The organism is Pseudoduganella chitinolytica (assembly GCF_029028125.1).
Lineage (GTDB): Bacteria > Pseudomonadota > Gammaproteobacteria > Burkholderiales > Burkholderiaceae_D > Rugamonas > Rugamonas chitinolytica.
On record NZ_CP119083.1, the window covers coordinates 4,840,236 to 4,856,023 of the forward strand.

The window sequence follows — 15,788 nt, forward strand, 5'->3', positions numbered from 1 at the left end:
AGCACGCGCGCCCCCGCGGCAAATCGGGGACAGCCTCCGAAATACAAATTGGGGACAGCCTCCGAATGCGCCGATGCGCTGCTCGCCACCAGGCGAATTGGAGGCTGTCCCCAATTTTGCAGGCGAATCGGAGGCTGTCCCCAATTTTGGTGTAGCGGGCTTACTTCGCCTCGGCGGCCAGCGCCGAGAAGTCCTGGATCCAGCCCTGCATGCGTTTTTGCGCGTGGGCCTTCTGCTCTGGCGTGGCGATGCGGACCACGGTGTGCACCAGCTCGATGGTGCTGTTGGTGTACGCGTCGAAGAACGGCTTGCGCTCGGAATTGTCGAGGCGGCTGAACGAATCCCGGATCAGCGTCTGGATCTGGGCGATGGCCTGCTCGCGTGGCGGCTTTTCCTCGACGATCTTGCGGGCCAGCGCCAGCACGTTGCGCTGGCGGCGCAGGCGCTCGTCCAGCCAGATGTTGTTGTCGAGCGGCCGGGCGTCCGAGGCCTGGCGGATGATGGCTTCCTGTTCGTTGCTGAAGCTGCCGAACCACAATTCGAACTGTTCCATCGATTTCTTGTAGCGATACTTGTTCTGGTCGTCCTTGTCGCCCTTCATGTTCTTCTTGCGAAACTCGGCATTGTTCTTGGCGAACTTCTTCTCCATCTGCTCCAGCTGTTCCGGCTTCAGCGACAGCGCCAGGTCGGCGATGTCCGGCGCCGCCTTCAGCAGCAACGCCTGGGTGCGGGCACGCACGTCGTTGTAGTCGGCCAGAAGGTCGGCTGGCGTGGGATTGCCCTGCAGCTGGCGCTGGGCCTTCTGCAACACGTGGATATAGTCTTGCAGCTGGGTCTTGCGGTGCCAGCGGAACAGGTTGTCGATGTCCTTCTTGACCTCGGCGCGCTGGGTGTCCTCGAAGTCGACATAGTTGTCGAGCCACCAGTACAGCAGCGTATCGCCGTTGTTGTAGGCGAGCTTCAGCGAACTGCACGCGGCCAGCAGGACCAGCACGGCCACGATGCCCCACGTGCGAATTGTCTGCGTGCTAAACTTTTGCATATTTATAACTCTCGAATTCGGCCATATGAACGTTGTCATCCTCGCTGCCGGCATGGGCAAGCGCATGCAGTCGGCACTGCCCAAAGTGCTGCACCCGCTGGCCGGCAAGCCCTTGTTGTCGCATGTTATCGATACCGCGCGCAGCCTTGCTCCGGCCAAATTATGTGTCATCTATGGGCATGGCGGCGCCGCGGTGCTCGGTGCCCTGGACAGTCACAAGGCAAAAGGCGGCATCGACATCTCCGCCGCGCTGCAGGAGCCGCAACTGGGCACCGGCCACGCCGTGATGCAGGCGCTGCCCGTGCTGGACGACGCCGTCCCTACCCTGGTGCTGTACGGCGACGTGCCATTGACGACGGCCGCCTCCCTGCGCGCGCTGGTCGACGCGGCTGACGCAGACAAGCTGGGCATCCTGACGGTTGTCCAGGACGATCCATTCGGCCTGGGCCGCATCGTGCGCGAAGACGGTCGCATTGTCCGGATCGTCGAGGAAAAGGACGCCACTGCCGAGGAGCGCCAGATCCGCGAGATCAATTCCGGCATCATGTGCATCCCGACGGCGCGCCTGAAGGCGTGGCTGGGCAAGCTGCAGAACAACAATGCGCAGGGCGAGTACTACCTGACGGACATCGTCGCGCAAGCCGTGGCCGATGGCGTCGAGGTCGTCTCCGCGCACCCGTCCGCCGAGTGGGAAGTGCTGGGCGTGAACAGCAAGGTGCAACTGGCCCAGCTGGAACGCATCCACCAGGCCAACCTGGCCCGCGCGCTGCTGGAACAAGGCGTGACCTTGATGGACCCGTCCCGCATCGACATCCGGGGCGAGCTGGTGTGCGGGCGCGACGTCACCATCGACGTGGGCTGCGTGTTCGAAGGCAAAGTGGAATTGGCGGACGGCGTGACGGTCGGCGCGCACAGCGTGCTGGTCAACGCCCGGATCGCCGCGGGCGCGCAGATCAAGCCCTTCTGCCACATCGAGCAGGCCGTGGTCGGCCCCGCCTCGGTCATCGGCCCCTATGCGCGCCTGCGCCCGGGGACGGAACTGGGCGAGGATGTCCACGTCGGCAACTTCGTCGAGATCAAGAACAGCCAGGTCGCCGCGCACAGCAAGGCCAACCACCTGGCCTACGTGGGCGATGCGACCGTGGGTTCGCGTGTCAATATCGGCGCCGGCACCATTACGTGCAACTATGACGGCGCCAACAAGTTCCGCACCGTGATCGAAGACGACGCGTTCATCGGCAGCGACAGCCAGCTGGTGGCGCCCGTCACCGTCGGCGCCGGTGCCACCATCGGCGCCGGCACGACGCTGACGAAAAACGCGCCGGCCGGCAAGCTGACGATCTCCCGTCCCAAGCAGATGACGATCGAAAGCTGGCAGCGCCCCGTCAAGACAAAGAAGTAACGGGCTGGTGCCCGGCGGCCAGTTCGGTCCGGCGCATGGTTGCGAACGCGACCAAGTCGGGGAAGAACTGGTCGAACCCCCGCGCGATCGCATCACGATGCAGCACAAGGTCGTCGATGCCTTCGCGCAGCAGGTGGCCGTTGCGGCTCAGGCGCCGCGACACCCGCGCCACCGTTTCCGCCACCCCCTCGAACGTCGCATAGCCCCCCAGCCAGTCCTGGCGGATCAGGTACGGCAGCATCTCGCGCAGCCGTGCCGGCAGGATCGCCTCATGCGCCGTCAGCGCGCCGTAGAACTGCGCGATCAGCGCGTCGCGCGGGATGTCGCAGTAGCGTGCCCACTCCCGGCTCAGCATATGGTCATAGAACACGTCCAGCACGATGCCCGCATAGCGGCGTCGCCCCGCCCCGAACAATTCCCTGGCCGCGACAACGGTGGGATGGCTGTCCGTGTAGCTGTCGATCAGCCGGTGCAGCGTGATTTCGCGCGCGATGTCGGGCGGGTAGTCGTGGACGTCGTTTGCCTTGACGAAGTCGCCCAGCATCGCGCCCACCATGGCGGCGTCGCTGTGCCGGGCCAGGGTGATGTGGGCCAGGTAGTTCATGCGCCATTCTAGCTGGCCCAGGCAATGGCTGCTTGTGGAGAACTTTGTGGGTAAGGGGCTGGACAAGCGGTGGGCAAGCGGTGCAGAAGGTCAATGGCGAGCTGGATCGCCTGTGCGCCGCGGTGCTTTCTGCCGGCTGGGGATAACCATGTTGGCAACCCGGTAGATAAGCGCTGCAGAAGTGGTGGACAGGTGTGTATGAGGCATTTTTGGCTGCCGGAAGGGGCGACACGGGTGGTGCACAAGGCTGTGGAGAAGCGCCGGGATAATGTGTGCATATCCCATCCATGCGGGCGCGCGGGCTTAGTCTTGCCCGGTTTACTGGCATGGCGGGTGTGCCTCCGTGCCCTGTCGCGGCATCGCTTTGCAAACCCCGCGTCGTACTTTGCATGGTGAAATGCCCGATGGATTCTCCCGTCTGGCGATCGCACGGTTTGGCAGCAGCGCTGCCCGCAGCGGGAACTGGCGCCGTGCGTGTCCCGCCGGCTGTGCATAACAATGTGCAAAAGCTTGTGGGCAAGGCCGTATAACCCCCGTATAAGCTGGGCATAAGCGGGGGTAATTCGGTGGATAAACCCGTGGACAAGGGCGGTAGAGCGCTGTGGGCAAGCTGTGTGCTACATGTGGGCAGCGTGTGGGCAAGCCGGGATAACTCTGTCCTGTCAGACCGCGATGCGCGTCTCGAACTTGCTGCGGTGGGTCGAAAAGTAGGCTTTGACGTTGCGCACGTTGGCATGGCTGGTGAACAGCCGGTGGGCCAGCGCATGGTAGGCCGGCATGTCCGTCACCTGGACGATCAGGACGAAATCCGGACCGGGCGAGACGCGGTAGCACTGCAGTACGGCAGGCTCGGCGGCCACGTGGGCTTCGAACTCGGCCATCCGATCGGCCGCCTGCACGTCCAGCGTGATCTCGACGATAGCGGTCAGTTGCGGACCCACCTTGTCCGGCGCCACGATGGCGACCAGGCGTTCGATGACGCCACAGTCGCGCAGTTGTTTGACGCGCCGCAAGCAGGTGGGGGCCGACACGTGGACCAGTTGCGCCAGCTCGGCATTGGTCAGCGCGGCGTCCTGCTGCAGGGCATTCAGGATGCGGCGGTCGAGGTCGTCCAGCGGAATTGATTGATCCATAAAAATTTAGATATCAAAGTGAAAGAATATTTCGTCATCGAAAATATGTGAAATATTCTTTCATGAATAGCTGAAACAAGAAAGCTTATTTCTTTGGTAGTGCACTACGATGACGTCATCACAACATTCAATTGATGAGGTCCATCATGTGCGGCATTGTCGGCGCGGTAGCGCAGCGAAACATCACCCCGATCCTGATCGAAGGCCTGAAGCGCCTGGAATACCGTGGCTACGACTCGTGCGGCGTCGCGCTGCACGTGGACGGCAAGCTTCAGCGTTCGCGCAGCACGTCGCGCGTGGCCGACCTGGAAAAGCAGGTCAAGGAAGTGGACATGCAGGGCTTCACGGGCATCGCGCACACGCGCTGGGCCACGCACGGCGCGCCGGCATCGCACAACGCGCACCCGCACTTCTCGCCCAGCTCGGAGAATGCCCGCATCGCGCTGGTCCACAACGGCATCATCGAGAACCATGACGAGCTGCGCGCCGAGCTGCAGCAGCTGGGTTACGTCTTCCAGAGCCAGACCGACACGGAAGTGATCGCCCACCTGGTCGAGCACATGTACAACGGCGACCTGTTCGACACCGTCCAGCAGGCCGTCAAGCGCCTGCACGGCGCCTATGCGATCGCCGTGTTCAGCCGCGAGGAGCCGCATCGCGTCGTCGCGGCGCGCCAGGGCTCCCCACTGATTGTTGGCCTCGGCAAGGGCGAGAACTTCGTTGCTTCCGACGCGATGGCACTGGCCGGCACGACCGACCAGATCATCTACCTGGAAGAAGGCGACGTGGTGGACCTGCAGCTGGGCCGCACGTGGATCGTCGACGTCGCCGGCCGTCCGGTCGAGCGCGAAGTCAAGACGGTGCACGCCCACACGGGCGCGGCCGAGCTGGGCCCGTACCGTCACTTCATGCAAAAAGAGATCTTCGAGCAGCCGCGCGTGGTCGGCGACACGCTGGAAGGCGTGACGGGCATCATGCCCGAGCTGTTCGGCGACGAAGCCTATAAAGTCTTCAAGCAGATCGACAGGGTACTGGTCCTGGCCTGCGGCACCAGCTACTACGCGGGCCTGACGGCCAAGTACTGGATCGAATCGATCGCCAAGATCCCCGTCAGCGTGGAAATCGCCAGCGAATACCGCTATCGCGACAGCGTGCCCCATCCGGATACGCTGGTGGTGACGATCTCCCAGTCCGGCGAAACGGCCGACACGATCGCCGCGCTGAAGCACGCCCGCTCGCTGGGCATGGAGCACACGCTGACGATCTGCAACGTGGCCACCAGCGCCATGGTGCGCGAGTGCAAGCTGGCCTACATCACCCGCGCCGGCGTGGAAGTGGGCGTGGCCTCCACCAAGGCGTTCACGACGCAGCTGGCCGCGCTGTTCCTGCTGACGTTGTCGCTGGCGCAGGTCAACGAGCGCCTGTCCGACGAGGAAGAAGTGGGCCACATGAAGGCGATGCGCCACCTGCCGGCCGCGATTTCCGCCGTGCTGGCGCTGGAGCCGCAGATCATCGCGTGGGCCGAGGAATTCGCCCGCAAGGAAAACGCGCTGTTCCTGGGCCGCGGCATGCACTATCCGATCGCACTGGAAGGCGCGCTGAAGCTGAAGGAAATCTCGTACATCCACGCCGAAGCGTATCCGGCAGGCGAACTGAAGCACGGCCCGCTGGCGTTGGTGACGGAGGAAATGCCGGTCGTCACGATCGCGCCGAACGACGCGCTGCTGGAAAAGCTGAAGTCGAACATGCAGGAAGTGCGCGCCCGCGGCGGCCAGCTGTACGTCTTCACGGACGTCGACTCGCGCATCACGTCCGGCGACGGCGTGCACGTCATCCGCCTGCCGGAGCACTACGGCTGCCTGTCGCCGATCCTGCACGTGGTGGCGCTGCAGCTGCTGGCGTATCACACCGCGCTGGCGCGGGGGACGGATGTGGACAAGCCGCGCAATCTGGCAAAGTCGGTGACGGTGGAGTAAAACCGGCTACCGGTTTGTACAGCTGTGCACAGGCGAAGGCACCTGGTGAAGAGCTTCACCAGGTGCCTTCGCCGTTTCCGATACGTTCGCACTGCCGGGCAGCGGTCATTTCGACAATACACAGCGTTCAGGTATGACAGCTGTCACGGCGGTTGCCCTGAACGGTTGTGATAACCGCAGCAGGTAGCGGCGGTGCATCGGGACAGTCATTTGCGCGTGCCTTCGCGTTTGCCGCCCGCAAACAGTTCGATCTTCTTGGTGGGCCCGGATACGATCAGCGTATCCGCTGGCAGGATTAGCGTATCCGGCAAGGCATGCTGGAAATCTTCGTTTGCCCGCTTTACGCCGACGACCGTGACGCCGAAGCGCGACCGGATGTGTGACTCTGCCAAGGTATGGTGATGGCATTCAGTCGGTGCGTGAATCTTGGCAATGGCGAATCCATCCTCGAATTCGATAAAATCCATCAACCGGCCGGTGATGAGGTGCGCAACCCGCGCTCCCATTTCAGCCTCAGGGTATACGACATGGTGCGCGCCGATACGCTGTGCGATCTGTCCGTGCTCAGGCGTCATGGCCTTGACCCAGATATCCTTGATCCCCAGCTCGTTCAGGACCATCAGCGTCATCAGGCTGGCTGCCAGATCGGAACCGATGCCCACGATTGCATGGGAAAAGTCCGCGACGCCCAGCTGCAGCATGACATTCTCGTTCGTCGAATCGGCCTGAACCGCATGGGTGAGCTTGTCGCCCCAAAACTGGACCAGATCTTCCTTCCGGTCGATGCCCATTACGTCATGACCCAGTCGCATGAGCGATTGCGCAACGGCGCCGCCAAAGCGGCCGAGACCGATGACGACGACACTGTCACCTGCTGAAAATGCGAACTGCTCTGTGAAAATTCTACCCAACAATTGGATGCTCCTCCGGAAAACGATAAGGCATGCGGCGTTCGCCCAATACCAGGGAGGCTGCGAGCGTGATCGTCCCTACCCTGCCGAAAAACATTAACAAGGCCAGTACCAGCTGGCCGCTCACTGGCAAATCGGCGGTGATGCCGGTCGATAACCCGACGGTGCCGAATGCGGAGATCACTTCGAAGATGACCTGGTCGGTTGGAAAATGCGAGACCCGCAGCAGCACCAGGGTTCCCAGCACAATCAAGATACTGCCCAAGGTCAGCACAGTGATGGCCTGGCGCTGGGCTGAGCTGCCGACCCGTCGGCCGAATGCTTCGGTGTCGTTATGGCCACGGATCTCGGCGATGACGAGCAGGACAAGAACGGCCACGGTGCCTACCTTGACGCCACCGGCAGTACCCGCACTGCCGCCACCGACGAACATCAGGAAGTAGTGCAACGCCCAGGTCTCGCGCGTGAGCACGCTGATATCGACGGCATTGAAACCAGCTGTCCGTGCCGACACGGAGATGAACAGGGCATTGAGCAGCTTGTCTGCCATGTCAAAAGGAGCGAGCGTCTTCACGTTGTCCCACTCGAAGAGCAGTACCGCCAGGAATCCGGCAACGAGCAGGACCAGCGTTCCCGTCAAGGTGAGTTTCGTGTGCAGCGACCAATGCCGTGGATCCTTGTACCGGTGGCGCAAATCGTGCAAGACAGGAAAACCGATTCCTCCAATCACGATCGCCACCATGATCGGCAGCAGGATCAACGCGTCTGTCGCGTAACGCATCAAGCCGTCGGCGTGGATCGAGAAGCCGGCGTTGTTGAAGGCCGAGATAGCGTGGAACAGCCCACTCCAGCCCGCTTCGTACCAGCCGAGGTCGTATCCGAATCGCAGCCTCAGCGCAAGGAAAGTGGCGATCAACAGCTGGCAGAACACCGTGACGACAAAGACAAGCTTGGCCACGCTGGTCACGTCGCCCAAGCCGAGCGAGCGCGTTTCGGCCTGGGTGATGAGACGCGTGCGCAGCCGTGGTGAACGGTTCACCATCAGGCCAAGCAGGGTGGCAGCGGTCATCATGCCGAAACCACCGAGCTGGAACAGGCCCATGATCGTCCACTGGCCAAAGCTCGACCAATAGGTCCCCGTATCCACTACGACCAGGCCCGTTACGCACACTGCCGACACGGCGGTGAAAAAAGCAACGATCAACGGGGTGTCCTGGCCGGCTGGACGTGCCCATGGCAGCATCAGCAACAGCGTGCCAGCGAAAATCGCCAGCATGAATCCGAGCGCGACGGTCCTGGATGGATGCGAAATGACGTTCATAAGCTCAGCGTTCAACGCTCGGGCATGCGCATGAAATCCATCGTATCCGCATCGCTGTCCGAAGGCACCGGGGCACCCATCGTCTTGAGCCATACGAAACCGAGGATGCCAGCCAACAGCGAGGCCAGCAGGATTGCGATCTTGGATCCGGTGATGACATCGGCTTGTCCGGTGAATGCAAGGTTCGTGATAAAAATCGACATGGTGAATCCGATCCCTCCCAGCAACCCTGCGCCCACGACATGGCGCCATGCCAGGTCGAGCGGCAGACGTGACAGGCCGAAGCGGACGGCGACGAAGCTGGCCAGCACAATACCGACCGGCTTGCCAAGAACAAGTCCGAGGACAATGCCAAGACTGTTTGCCGACAGCAGCTGTTCTGCCCAGCCGTCCGCGATCGCGATGCCGGTATTGGCCAAGGCAAATATGGGCAGGATGAGGAATGCGACCGGCTTGTGGAGCGCATGTTCGAGCCGGTGCGAAGGCGATCCGGCATCGTCTTCCTTGCTTGAATACGGAATGGCGAACGCCAACAGTACCCCGGCGATGGTTGCGTGTACGCCGGACTTCAGCATCAGGAACCACATCAGTGCGCCACCGATGAGGTAGGGCCACAGCTTCATGACGCCCAGCACACGGTTCATGGCCATCAACCCAGCGAAAACGGCCAGTGCGCCGCCCAGGTAAGCCAGCGACAGCTGCGCCGTATAGAACAGCGCGATGACGACGATTGCCCCGAGGTCGTCCATAACGGCCAGTGCCGTCAGGAGCACCTTCAGCGATGCCGGCACCCTGCTTCCGACCAAGGTCAGTACCCCGAGGGCAAACGCGATGTCGGTGGCCATGGGAATCCCCATGCCGGCCTGGGTCGCTGTGGCGTTGTTGAGGGCGAAATGGATCAGTGCGGGTACGGCAATCCCGCCGAACGCTGCCAGGATCGGCAGCAAGGCATTGCGCAGGTCGGATAGTTCGCCGTTGTAGAGCTCCCGTTCAAGCTCGAGGCCGATCAACAGGAAGAACACGGCCATCAGGGCATCGTTAATCCACAGCTCAACGCTCAGGCCCGCGACCTCGACTTGCCAGAAGTCGAGATAACGCGCTCCCAAAGGGGAATTGGCCAGCCCTAGGGAAATAATGGTGCACAGGATGAGGACAATGCCCCCTGCTTTGCCCGAGGCTGCAAATGCCTTGAAGGTGTTCGATAGACGCTGTTCAATGCGCATGATGGTCAAATGGAAGTAACAGTTGTCTCTGTCCTCGACCCCAATAAGACGGGGCCAGGCCGTGGGCTGCGGCTACAAGGCAGAACGGAAAGACAGGCGATATGGCCTGTCTCGCGAGCATGCTTGCCGCACGCTGGCGCTTGTATATTCTGCGACGGGGGCGCCTGCGACTGCGGATTCGGTCGGGGCTGAAGGAAGGGCGGGAAGTTGATTTGCATAAGGGCGTCAACAAGCTGCGTGGCGGCCCGACCAGCGCTAAACCTGTCACGCCGACACGGCATGATCACCCTGGCCATATTATAAAGCAAACTGTTGACGCACGGCTTGGATGCCCGTGATGCGATCCAATGCCAGCGCCGGCGCTGCACGGCTTATCCGCGCGCAAGTGACGAGTTCAGCCACTCGTGCAACCCGGACATGACCTCGGCGGTGGCAGGTTCCATGCCGTGCCCCGCGTGTCAATTGTCCAGCCAACATCGTCCGCAGCTACCGAGCCCAAGAGGGACTGGCTCTAAGCGCCCCCCTGCGCCTGCGCCATCCCCAGCGCCGGCAACGTCACCGTCAGGAACGACGAAATCTGCCCGATCAGGTCGACGGCTTGCTGCCGCACCTGCCCCATCTGCAGGATCGACAGCTCCGCCTGGCGTACGGCCTGCTGGATCAGTGTGCGGCGCTGCGCGAGCGCATCCAGCAAGGTCGCATCCGGCGTGCCGCGGGCGAGGTGCGTGACGACGGCCAGCACGGCCCCGTGCAGGGTCAGGTTCTGTGCCGACGCTTCCAGGTGGCGCATGGCCACCTCGCTGTCCGCCATGAGCTGCAGGAGCTGCGTGCGGGCCGACGTCAGCGCTGGTTCGTACTCTGCCGGCGATTGCGGCCGGCGAAACAGCCTGTCGAGCAGGCCCGGCGTCGCCCTGGTGCTTTCGAGCGCGGCGTCAAGCAGGGCGGGCACGGCCATCCGGGTGAACTGCAGGACCATCTCGGTAATGGGCTGGAGCAGCGTGGCCTGCTCCGCCAAGGGGCATTCCGCCCAGTCGGTGACGAGCGCCAGCCGGACCGGGAGGAGGCGCCGGAACAGGGCTGCCAGGCGCTGCGCCGAGTGCTCGAACAATACCGGGTAGTCTGCGGCGGCAACCGCCATTGCATCGCGCACCGCCGGATGGTCCTCGCTGTCGAACAGCGCCTTGGCGACGGGTAGTGGCGTGCCTGGATGCTCCGGCACCGGGGGAATATCGTCGAAGGACAGCGCCTTCGGCGGGCCGCCGGGAAGCGGCTCCGCGTCGCCGAAGTCGAACGCCCTTGGCACGACCGGATCCGCCACCGCCTCGGCGGAAGGCTCGGGTTCCGCGCCGAAATCGAAAGCCTTGGGCGTCTGGTGTGTCATCGCTTGCTCAGGGTCGGAAACCAGCCGCACGTCGAGGCAGGGAAGCTGCGCGCGGCCCTTCTCAGACGGTGCCGCCGAGCTTGCGAATGAACGTCGCCAGGTTCAGCTTGAAGCCGGCGCCGACGGCCTGGAAGCGCCATTCGCCATCCTTGCGGTACAGCGAACCGAATTGCAGCGCGGTCTTGTCCGAGTAATCCTCGTTCAGGTTGTACTGTGCCAGCGTCTCGCCCGTGTCGTCGTTATACACCTTTACATACGCGCCGCTGACACGGCCGAAGGTCTGCTTGCGTACGTCGGCCTCATGGACCGTCACCACGATCGGCATCTCCACCACGGCCGGGTCTACCCTGCCGAGGTCGATGGTGATGACTTCATCGTCGCCATCGCGGTCGCCCGTGCGGTTGTCGCCGGAGTGCACCACCGCGCCGTCCGGCGACGTGGTGTGGTTGTAATAGACGAAGTGCGCGTTGCTGAGCATGACCGGATTGTCGGCCGCGTCCCGTTTGCACAGGAAGACCGACGAGTCGAGGTCGAACGGCTGGCCGTCGGCCGCGTTGACCTTCCAGCCGAGGCCGATACGAACGCGCTTCAGGCCGGGAGCGGTTTTCTCGAGGTTGATGCGGTGGCCGGTTTCGAGCGTCGTCGACATGAACTGTCCTTGTATGATCAAAATGGTATTTTCGCTGGAACGCGCAGCGGGAGCAATGGGCGACGCTCGTCAAGCCGCCCCGGATTACGCCGCTGCCGGTGAGAAGCGCGCAATCAGCTCGCGCTCGAGTTCCTGCAGTTTCGGCAGCTCGTCCTTGCGGCGCTGCTGGCCTTCGGTCGAGATCTGCTCGAGCTTGTCGAACGCGGTCACCAGCTGGTTCTGCACGTGCTGGGCGGTTTCGAGGCTGACCAGCGAACGCTGCTTGGCGCGGGCCACCGTCTCCGTATTTTCCAGCAGCATGTCGGCCTGGGCGCGGAACGCCGCATCGGTGGCGTCGTAGGCGGCGTTGGCGACCGCCGCGCTCTGCTTGGCCTCGAGCTGCAGCAGGTACAGCGAGAACACATTGCGCCAGGCCGGGATCGACACGTTGACGATGTCCGTGAAGGTGTCCGTCAGGGCCCGGGCATTGTCCTGCGACAGGCGGATCTGCGGCACCATCTGCGTGGCCATCAGCATGGCGCGGCGCAAGTCGTCCACGCGCTTTTCCAACCGTTCGAGGCGACGCTTGAGTTCAGCGGCTTGCTGCGCCTCGAACGCGTTGGTCGCGGCCGGTTGCTGCGCGACCGCCTGGCGCAGCTGGGCCGCCCAGGCTTCGCCCTTCTTCACGTCCGCATCCAGGCCCTGGTAATACGTTTCCAGCCCCCGGTACATCTCGTCGAAATCCTGGATGCGGGACCGGTGCAGGCTGGCGTGACGCGTCATTTCCGCGACCAGCGTGTCCATGCGCGATTCGACGACCTGGTACTGCGACAGCATCTTTTCCTTGACCGAGCCGAACATGCCGGTGACCCGCGACAGCAGCCCGCCCGAGCGCAGCTTGGCCGGGTCCAGGCCTTTCGATGTCGCGATCAGCTCGTTCAGCTGAGTGCCGAACACATCCGCATCCGAGGCCCGTACCGTGCCGAGCAGCTTGGCCGATACCTTCGCCACGCCGGCGCCGGTGGAGCCGCCCAGGGCTTCGATGGCCTTGTCGTCGATACCGGAGATATCGATGCGCACGGGCGGCGGCGTCACGCTCGCTTCCGGACGCAACGCCGGCAACGGTCCCGGCGCGGCATTGTCCAGGGGCGGCAGGGACGGGGCGGGCGCCGCATTGGCTGCGTTCGCTTCTTCGTCGGAGGAGAACAGCGGTTTCATGACACTCCTTCAGGGCTGAGATGACAACGGTTATCGCCTGGCGCCGCACACCCGGCCAGGGTGGCGCGCCACGGGCGTTTGTCCAGTATAACCAATCTGTACCCGTCCTTTCCGACGACGTCGGGGAGCGCTGGCGCAGGCAGTGCCGGCAGCGCGATCCGTCCGCACCCTCTACGCCGCTGCGTGCCACGCCGCGCCGCAGGTCGACGGTGACCAGCACCGAGTTCGTGGCGGCTGTGCGCGCCAGCTCGCCCCGCATGACGCTGCCCAGCACGCGCAGCGTGCTGTCGTCGCCGGCAAGGCAGGCGTCGAGGTGGATCGTGTTGCCGTCGTCCCAGCCATTGCCCAGATGCAGGGCCATCCCGGCCGGCATTGCCACGATACGGCGCAGCGTGAAGCCGGGCCGGTCAAAGGGTGGCGCCAGGAACACCATGTAGCGGGCCGTGACAACGAAGTCGTGCACGCCGACCGGACGACGGCGCATGTCGGTATCGAAGGCGGGGTACAGGAACCGGCCCGCCGCGGACTCCTCGACGTATCTTTGCGTGCGCACGAAGCGTGCCTGGTGGCGCACGGCGCCGCCGCCGATGTGTCACGCGTGCACCATGCCGTCGCCGTCGAACCAGTAACGATAGCGCTTGCCGCCCAGCTCGAAGCTATCCCGTTGCGTCATGCGCAAAGCGCGATGACGCAATGGTGGCGTGTGGGTCATCAGCGTGGTGAGGGATGCGACGAAACTGGTGGTAGCAGGAGCGAACCGCTGGCAGGCCTCGCCAAACATCTTCGTCGCACTCCCACGAAGCCCATGCATCGGCGGCCGTTGGGCCTGGGCGTATCGGCGTTCAGCCGCCGCGCTTGGTGCCATCGGCAACGTCACGCGCGTCGCTGCGCTGGCCATTGCCGGCGCCCACGGCCCGTTCGCTGTCCTGCTGCAGGCTACCGCCCTTGCTGTGCTGCGTGGCCTGGCTGCCGCTGCGCGCGGCCTGCTGTTCGCTGCGGCCATCCCCCACCTCGCCCGACGTTGCGCCGGTTTCCTGGTCGCCGTAGCGGTCGCGGTTGGGGGCCTGCGGATCGGCCTGGGTTTGTGGATCGTTGCGCAGGACTGCCTGCGTGGTGCTTTGCCGGTTGTTCGATTGCTGCGTCATGGTGTTCTCCTCGAGCAGACCCCTGCTGCGGTCACATGACCGATATGGTAGGCGCGTTGCAGCGGCCAAGGTGTCGGCGCACATGCCCCATCGCTGTAGGAAGGAATGGCGTCGCGGCCTGAGCCGGACGCTTCACACCCCTGCGTCAGGACTGGCCACGACGCTGACCGAAACGCGGGCGTACCGCAATGCCTCCAGCGTCCTGATGCGGCGCCGCAAGGGCCACCAGTCGTACAAGAAAATCTGCACCGGCCGCCACATGGCCACCCAGCCGATGATGGTCAGGCTTTCCCGCGCGACCTTGGCGGCATGGCCAGGCATGAAGGCTGCGATCATCTCGCCGGCGACCAGGCAGGCCGTGACGAACACGACGCCGATGGCCAGGCTGGCGCGGCCCTGCCCCAGCAATTGGCCCAGCTCGCCCTGCACCAGCTGGCGCTTGTAGCCGTAGTAGTTATGGAGGGCATCGGCCAGAAGTTCGCCCGCCTGCTCGGGCGATACACTTTCTTCGACATGGACGATCAGCTGCAATACGCTGTCCGCCGGCAGGGACAGCGCCCAGTTCTCGATAAACAGGTCGCACTCGCGGTCGAGGTCCCGGTTCAGGAAAGGCGTGGGGTCGAGGGAGTTGAACAGCTGCGACAGCGCGCGCACGCGCAGCTCGAGGGTATGCGTGGGATGATGGCCTGGATGCATGAGCGCCAGCGTAGCAGGAAACCGCCGGGACGGCGCGGATGCGCGCCCGGCGGTGCATGTTGGGCGATCTGTTCAGGCATCCGGCCAGCGCGGCGCCAGCCGCTCGCCGGGCATGATGTCGTACGGCGATGCCCAGCCGGGAATCTGCTTCAGGCGCTCGAGCCAGGCGCCGATGTGCGGCCAGCGGCCCGGCACGTCGATGCCGCTCTCTTCCTGCGGGAAGAAGTGGTAGCCGCTCAGGGAGAAGTCGGCGATCGTCGGGCTGTCGCCGACGATGTAGGCGCTGCTGGCCAGGTGCTTGTCGACGATGTTGAAGGCGCCTTCGATCCGGCTCAGCAGGAACTTCAGCACGGCCGGGTCGGGCGGGTTCTTGCCCAGCGCCTTCATGAAGCGATACGTGGCGTAGTAGCTGGTGAATTTGTGGTTGTCGAACAGCAGCCAGCGCAGCACTTCAAGCTGCTCGGCCTCCGTCACGCCGCCGAAGTGGCCGTGCTTTTTCGCAAGGTAGGTAAGGATCGCTCCGGACTGCGTCAGCCGCAGCGTGCCATCTTCGAGCACCGGCGCCTCGCCCATCTCGTTGTGGGCCTCGCGCCAGTCCGGGGTGGCCGTGGCGCCGTCGAGGAAGGCCACGTTAACGGCCTCGAACGGCAGCTCGAGGGCCCGCAGCATGAACGCCACCTTGAAGGCGTTGCCGGATTGCGCGAAACAGTGAAGACGGTACATGAACGCTCCTGTCGATTGTCGAAGCGTCATGATATGACGTGGCGGGGTTTTCTGCTGGCCGGGCCTTGCCGCGGTATGGTCGCACAGTCGTGGCTTACGTCGTGCTGTAGTTCGTGACGCTTGACAGCAGCTTGGCCCCGCAGCTCGTCGCATCGCCTTCGAAAGCGACCGGCACGCCGCCGATGCGGTGGCGCGCCGAACCGCTGGCGATCGTGCAGCCGTTGTGTCCCTTGATCGGACAAGAGCAGGGATCGCCGATGCAGGCGACGGCAATTCCGCCGACCTTGAAGTGCGTCGCCCCCGCACTGATCACTTTGCCACCATGCGATGTCGAGTCGCCCAATCGAATCACCTTGCGCATGATTTCTCCTGTTTGCCGATACCG

Annotated in this window: 16 protein-coding genes; 2 read left to right on the top strand and 14 right to left on the bottom strand. The window is 63.8% G+C overall.

Features of this window, described 5'->3' with window-relative positions; genetic code table 11:
• Positions 1-160: 160 nt before the first annotated feature.
• Entirely contained in the window at positions 161-1,042 is an 882-nt protein-coding gene (locus PX653_RS21510) for a DUF6279 family lipoprotein (RefSeq protein ID WP_277414744.1), read from the bottom strand.
• 25 nt (positions 1,043-1,067) lie between these two features.
• On the opposite strand from PX653_RS21510, the gene glmU reads away from it, so the two are divergent.
• Positions 1,068-2,444: a bifunctional UDP-N-acetylglucosamine diphosphorylase/glucosamine-1-phosphate N-acetyltransferase GlmU gene (gene glmU, locus PX653_RS21515; protein WP_277414745.1), complete on the top strand. Its 1,377-nt coding sequence runs from the start codon at positions 1,068-1,070 to the stop codon at positions 2,442-2,444.
• Here the strand turns inward: glmU and PX653_RS21520 are convergent.
• A complete protein-coding gene (locus PX653_RS21520; RefSeq protein WP_277414746.1) occupies positions 2,428-3,048 on the bottom strand; it encodes an acyl carrier protein phosphodiesterase in 621 nt (206 codons plus the stop codon). The two genes, glmU and PX653_RS21520, sit on opposite strands and share 17 nt — an antisense overlap.
• A gap of 662 nt (positions 3,049-3,710) precedes the next feature.
• Entirely contained in the window at positions 3,711-4,181 is a 471-nt protein-coding gene (locus PX653_RS21525; protein ID WP_277414747.1) for an Lrp/AsnC family transcriptional regulator, read from the bottom strand.
• Positions 4,182-4,327: 146 nt separating this feature from the next.
• On the opposite strand from PX653_RS21525, the gene glmS reads away from it, so the two are divergent.
• A complete protein-coding gene (gene glmS / locus PX653_RS21530) occupies positions 4,328-6,157 on the top strand; it encodes a glutamine--fructose-6-phosphate transaminase (isomerizing) (protein ID WP_277414748.1) in 1,830 nt (609 codons plus the stop codon).
• 206 nt (positions 6,158-6,363) lie between these two features.
• Here glmS and PX653_RS21535 read toward each other — a convergent pair whose 3' ends face one another.
• From PX653_RS21535 to PX653_RS21585, 11 genes are all read right to left on the bottom strand, one after another.
• Positions 6,364-7,071, bottom strand: coding sequence for a potassium channel family protein (locus PX653_RS21535; RefSeq protein WP_277414749.1), 708 nt, complete (start codon positions 7,069-7,071; stop codon positions 6,364-6,366).
• A complete protein-coding gene (locus PX653_RS21540; RefSeq protein ID WP_277414750.1) occupies positions 7,061-8,389 on the bottom strand; it encodes a TrkH family potassium uptake protein in 1,329 nt (442 codons plus the stop codon). Before PX653_RS21540 ends, PX653_RS21535 begins: the two co-directional genes overlap by 11 nt.
• Positions 8,390-8,400: 11 nt before the next feature.
• Positions 8,401-9,612 (bottom strand): Na+/H+ antiporter NhaA, encoded by a 1,212-nt coding sequence (gene nhaA / locus PX653_RS21545; RefSeq protein WP_277414751.1) that lies wholly within the window; start codon positions 9,610-9,612, stop codon positions 8,401-8,403.
• Positions 9,613-10,123: 511 nt separating this feature from the next.
• On the bottom strand, positions 10,124-10,915 hold the full coding sequence (locus PX653_RS21550; protein WP_277414752.1) for a hypothetical protein: 792 nt from the start codon (positions 10,913-10,915) through the stop codon (positions 10,124-10,126).
• 139 nt (positions 10,916-11,054) lie between these two features.
• Positions 11,055-11,642 carry a TerD family protein gene (locus PX653_RS21555; RefSeq protein ID WP_277414753.1) on the bottom strand — a complete coding sequence of 196 codons (588 nt, stop codon included), beginning with the start codon at positions 11,640-11,642 and terminating at the stop codon, positions 11,055-11,057.
• An 84-nt stretch (positions 11,643-11,726) separates the two neighbouring features.
• The gene (locus PX653_RS21560; protein WP_277414754.1) at positions 11,727-12,839 is read right to left on the bottom strand and encodes a toxic anion resistance protein; all 1,113 of its coding nucleotides are present in this window, start codon (positions 12,837-12,839) and stop codon (positions 11,727-11,729) included.
• Between the two features lie 592 nt (positions 12,840-13,431).
• Positions 13,432-13,620, bottom strand: coding sequence for a hypothetical protein (locus PX653_RS21565; protein ID WP_277414755.1), 189 nt, complete (start codon positions 13,618-13,620; stop codon positions 13,432-13,434).
• Positions 13,621-13,681: 61 nt separating this feature from the next.
• Positions 13,682-13,984 (bottom strand): hypothetical protein, encoded by a 303-nt coding sequence (locus PX653_RS21570; protein WP_277414756.1) that lies wholly within the window; start codon positions 13,982-13,984, stop codon positions 13,682-13,684.
• A gap of 132 nt (positions 13,985-14,116) precedes the next feature.
• The gene (locus tag PX653_RS21575; RefSeq protein ID WP_277414757.1) at positions 14,117-14,680 is read right to left on the bottom strand and encodes a hypothetical protein; all 564 of its coding nucleotides are present in this window, start codon (positions 14,678-14,680) and stop codon (positions 14,117-14,119) included.
• Between the two features lie 72 nt (positions 14,681-14,752).
• Positions 14,753-15,403 carry a glutathione S-transferase family protein gene (locus tag PX653_RS21580; protein ID WP_277414758.1) on the bottom strand — a complete coding sequence of 217 codons (651 nt, stop codon included), beginning with the start codon at positions 15,401-15,403 and terminating at the stop codon, positions 14,753-14,755.
• A gap of 94 nt (positions 15,404-15,497) precedes the next feature.
• Positions 15,498-15,764 carry a PAAR domain-containing protein gene (locus PX653_RS21585; RefSeq protein WP_277414759.1) on the bottom strand — a complete coding sequence of 89 codons (267 nt, stop codon included), beginning with the start codon at positions 15,762-15,764 and terminating at the stop codon, positions 15,498-15,500.
• Between the last annotated feature and the right edge of the window lie 24 nt (positions 15,765-15,788).

Bases quoted from the DNA above. Each gene is read 5' to 3' on its own strand.
- PX653_RS21555 (WP_277414753.1), bottom strand. From the start codon at position 11,642: ATGTCGACGACGCTCGAAACCGGCCACCGCATCAACCTCGAGAAAACC.
- PX653_RS21525 (WP_277414747.1), bottom strand. From the start codon at position 4,181: ATGGATCAATCAATTCCGCTGGACGACCTCGACCGCCGCATCCTGAAT.
- glmU (WP_277414745.1), top strand. From the start codon at position 1,068: ATGAACGTTGTCATCCTCGCTGCCGGCATGGGCAAGCGCATGCAGTCG.
- glmS (WP_277414748.1), top strand. From the start codon at position 4,328: ATGTGCGGCATTGTCGGCGCGGTAGCGCAGCGAAACATCACCCCGATC.
- nhaA (WP_277414751.1), bottom strand. From the start codon at position 9,612: ATGCGCATTGAACAGCGTCTATCGAACACCTTCAAGGCATTTGCAGCC.
- PX653_RS21585 (WP_277414759.1), bottom strand. From the start codon at position 15,764: ATGCGCAAGGTGATTCGATTGGGCGACTCGACATCGCATGGTGGCAAA.
- PX653_RS21510 (WP_277414744.1), bottom strand. From the start codon at position 1,042: ATGCAAAAGTTTAGCACGCAGACAATTCGCACGTGGGGCATCGTGGCC.
- PX653_RS21565 (WP_277414755.1), bottom strand. From the start codon at position 13,620: ATGTTTGGCGAGGCCTGCCAGCGGTTCGCTCCTGCTACCACCAGTTTC.
- PX653_RS21520 (WP_277414746.1), bottom strand. From the start codon at position 3,048: ATGAACTACCTGGCCCACATCACCCTGGCCCGGCACAGCGACGCCGCC.
- PX653_RS21540 (WP_277414750.1), bottom strand. From the start codon at position 8,389: ATGAACGTCATTTCGCATCCATCCAGGACCGTCGCGCTCGGATTCATG.
- PX653_RS21570 (WP_277414756.1), bottom strand. From the start codon at position 13,984: ATGACGCAGCAATCGAACAACCGGCAAAGCACCACGCAGGCAGTCCTG.
- PX653_RS21580 (WP_277414758.1), bottom strand. From the start codon at position 15,403: ATGTACCGTCTTCACTGTTTCGCGCAATCCGGCAACGCCTTCAAGGTG.
- PX653_RS21560 (WP_277414754.1), bottom strand. From the start codon at position 12,839: ATGAAACCGCTGTTCTCCTCCGACGAAGAAGCGAACGCAGCCAATGCG.
- PX653_RS21575 (WP_277414757.1), bottom strand. From the start codon at position 14,680: ATGCATCCAGGCCATCATCCCACGCATACCCTCGAGCTGCGCGTGCGC.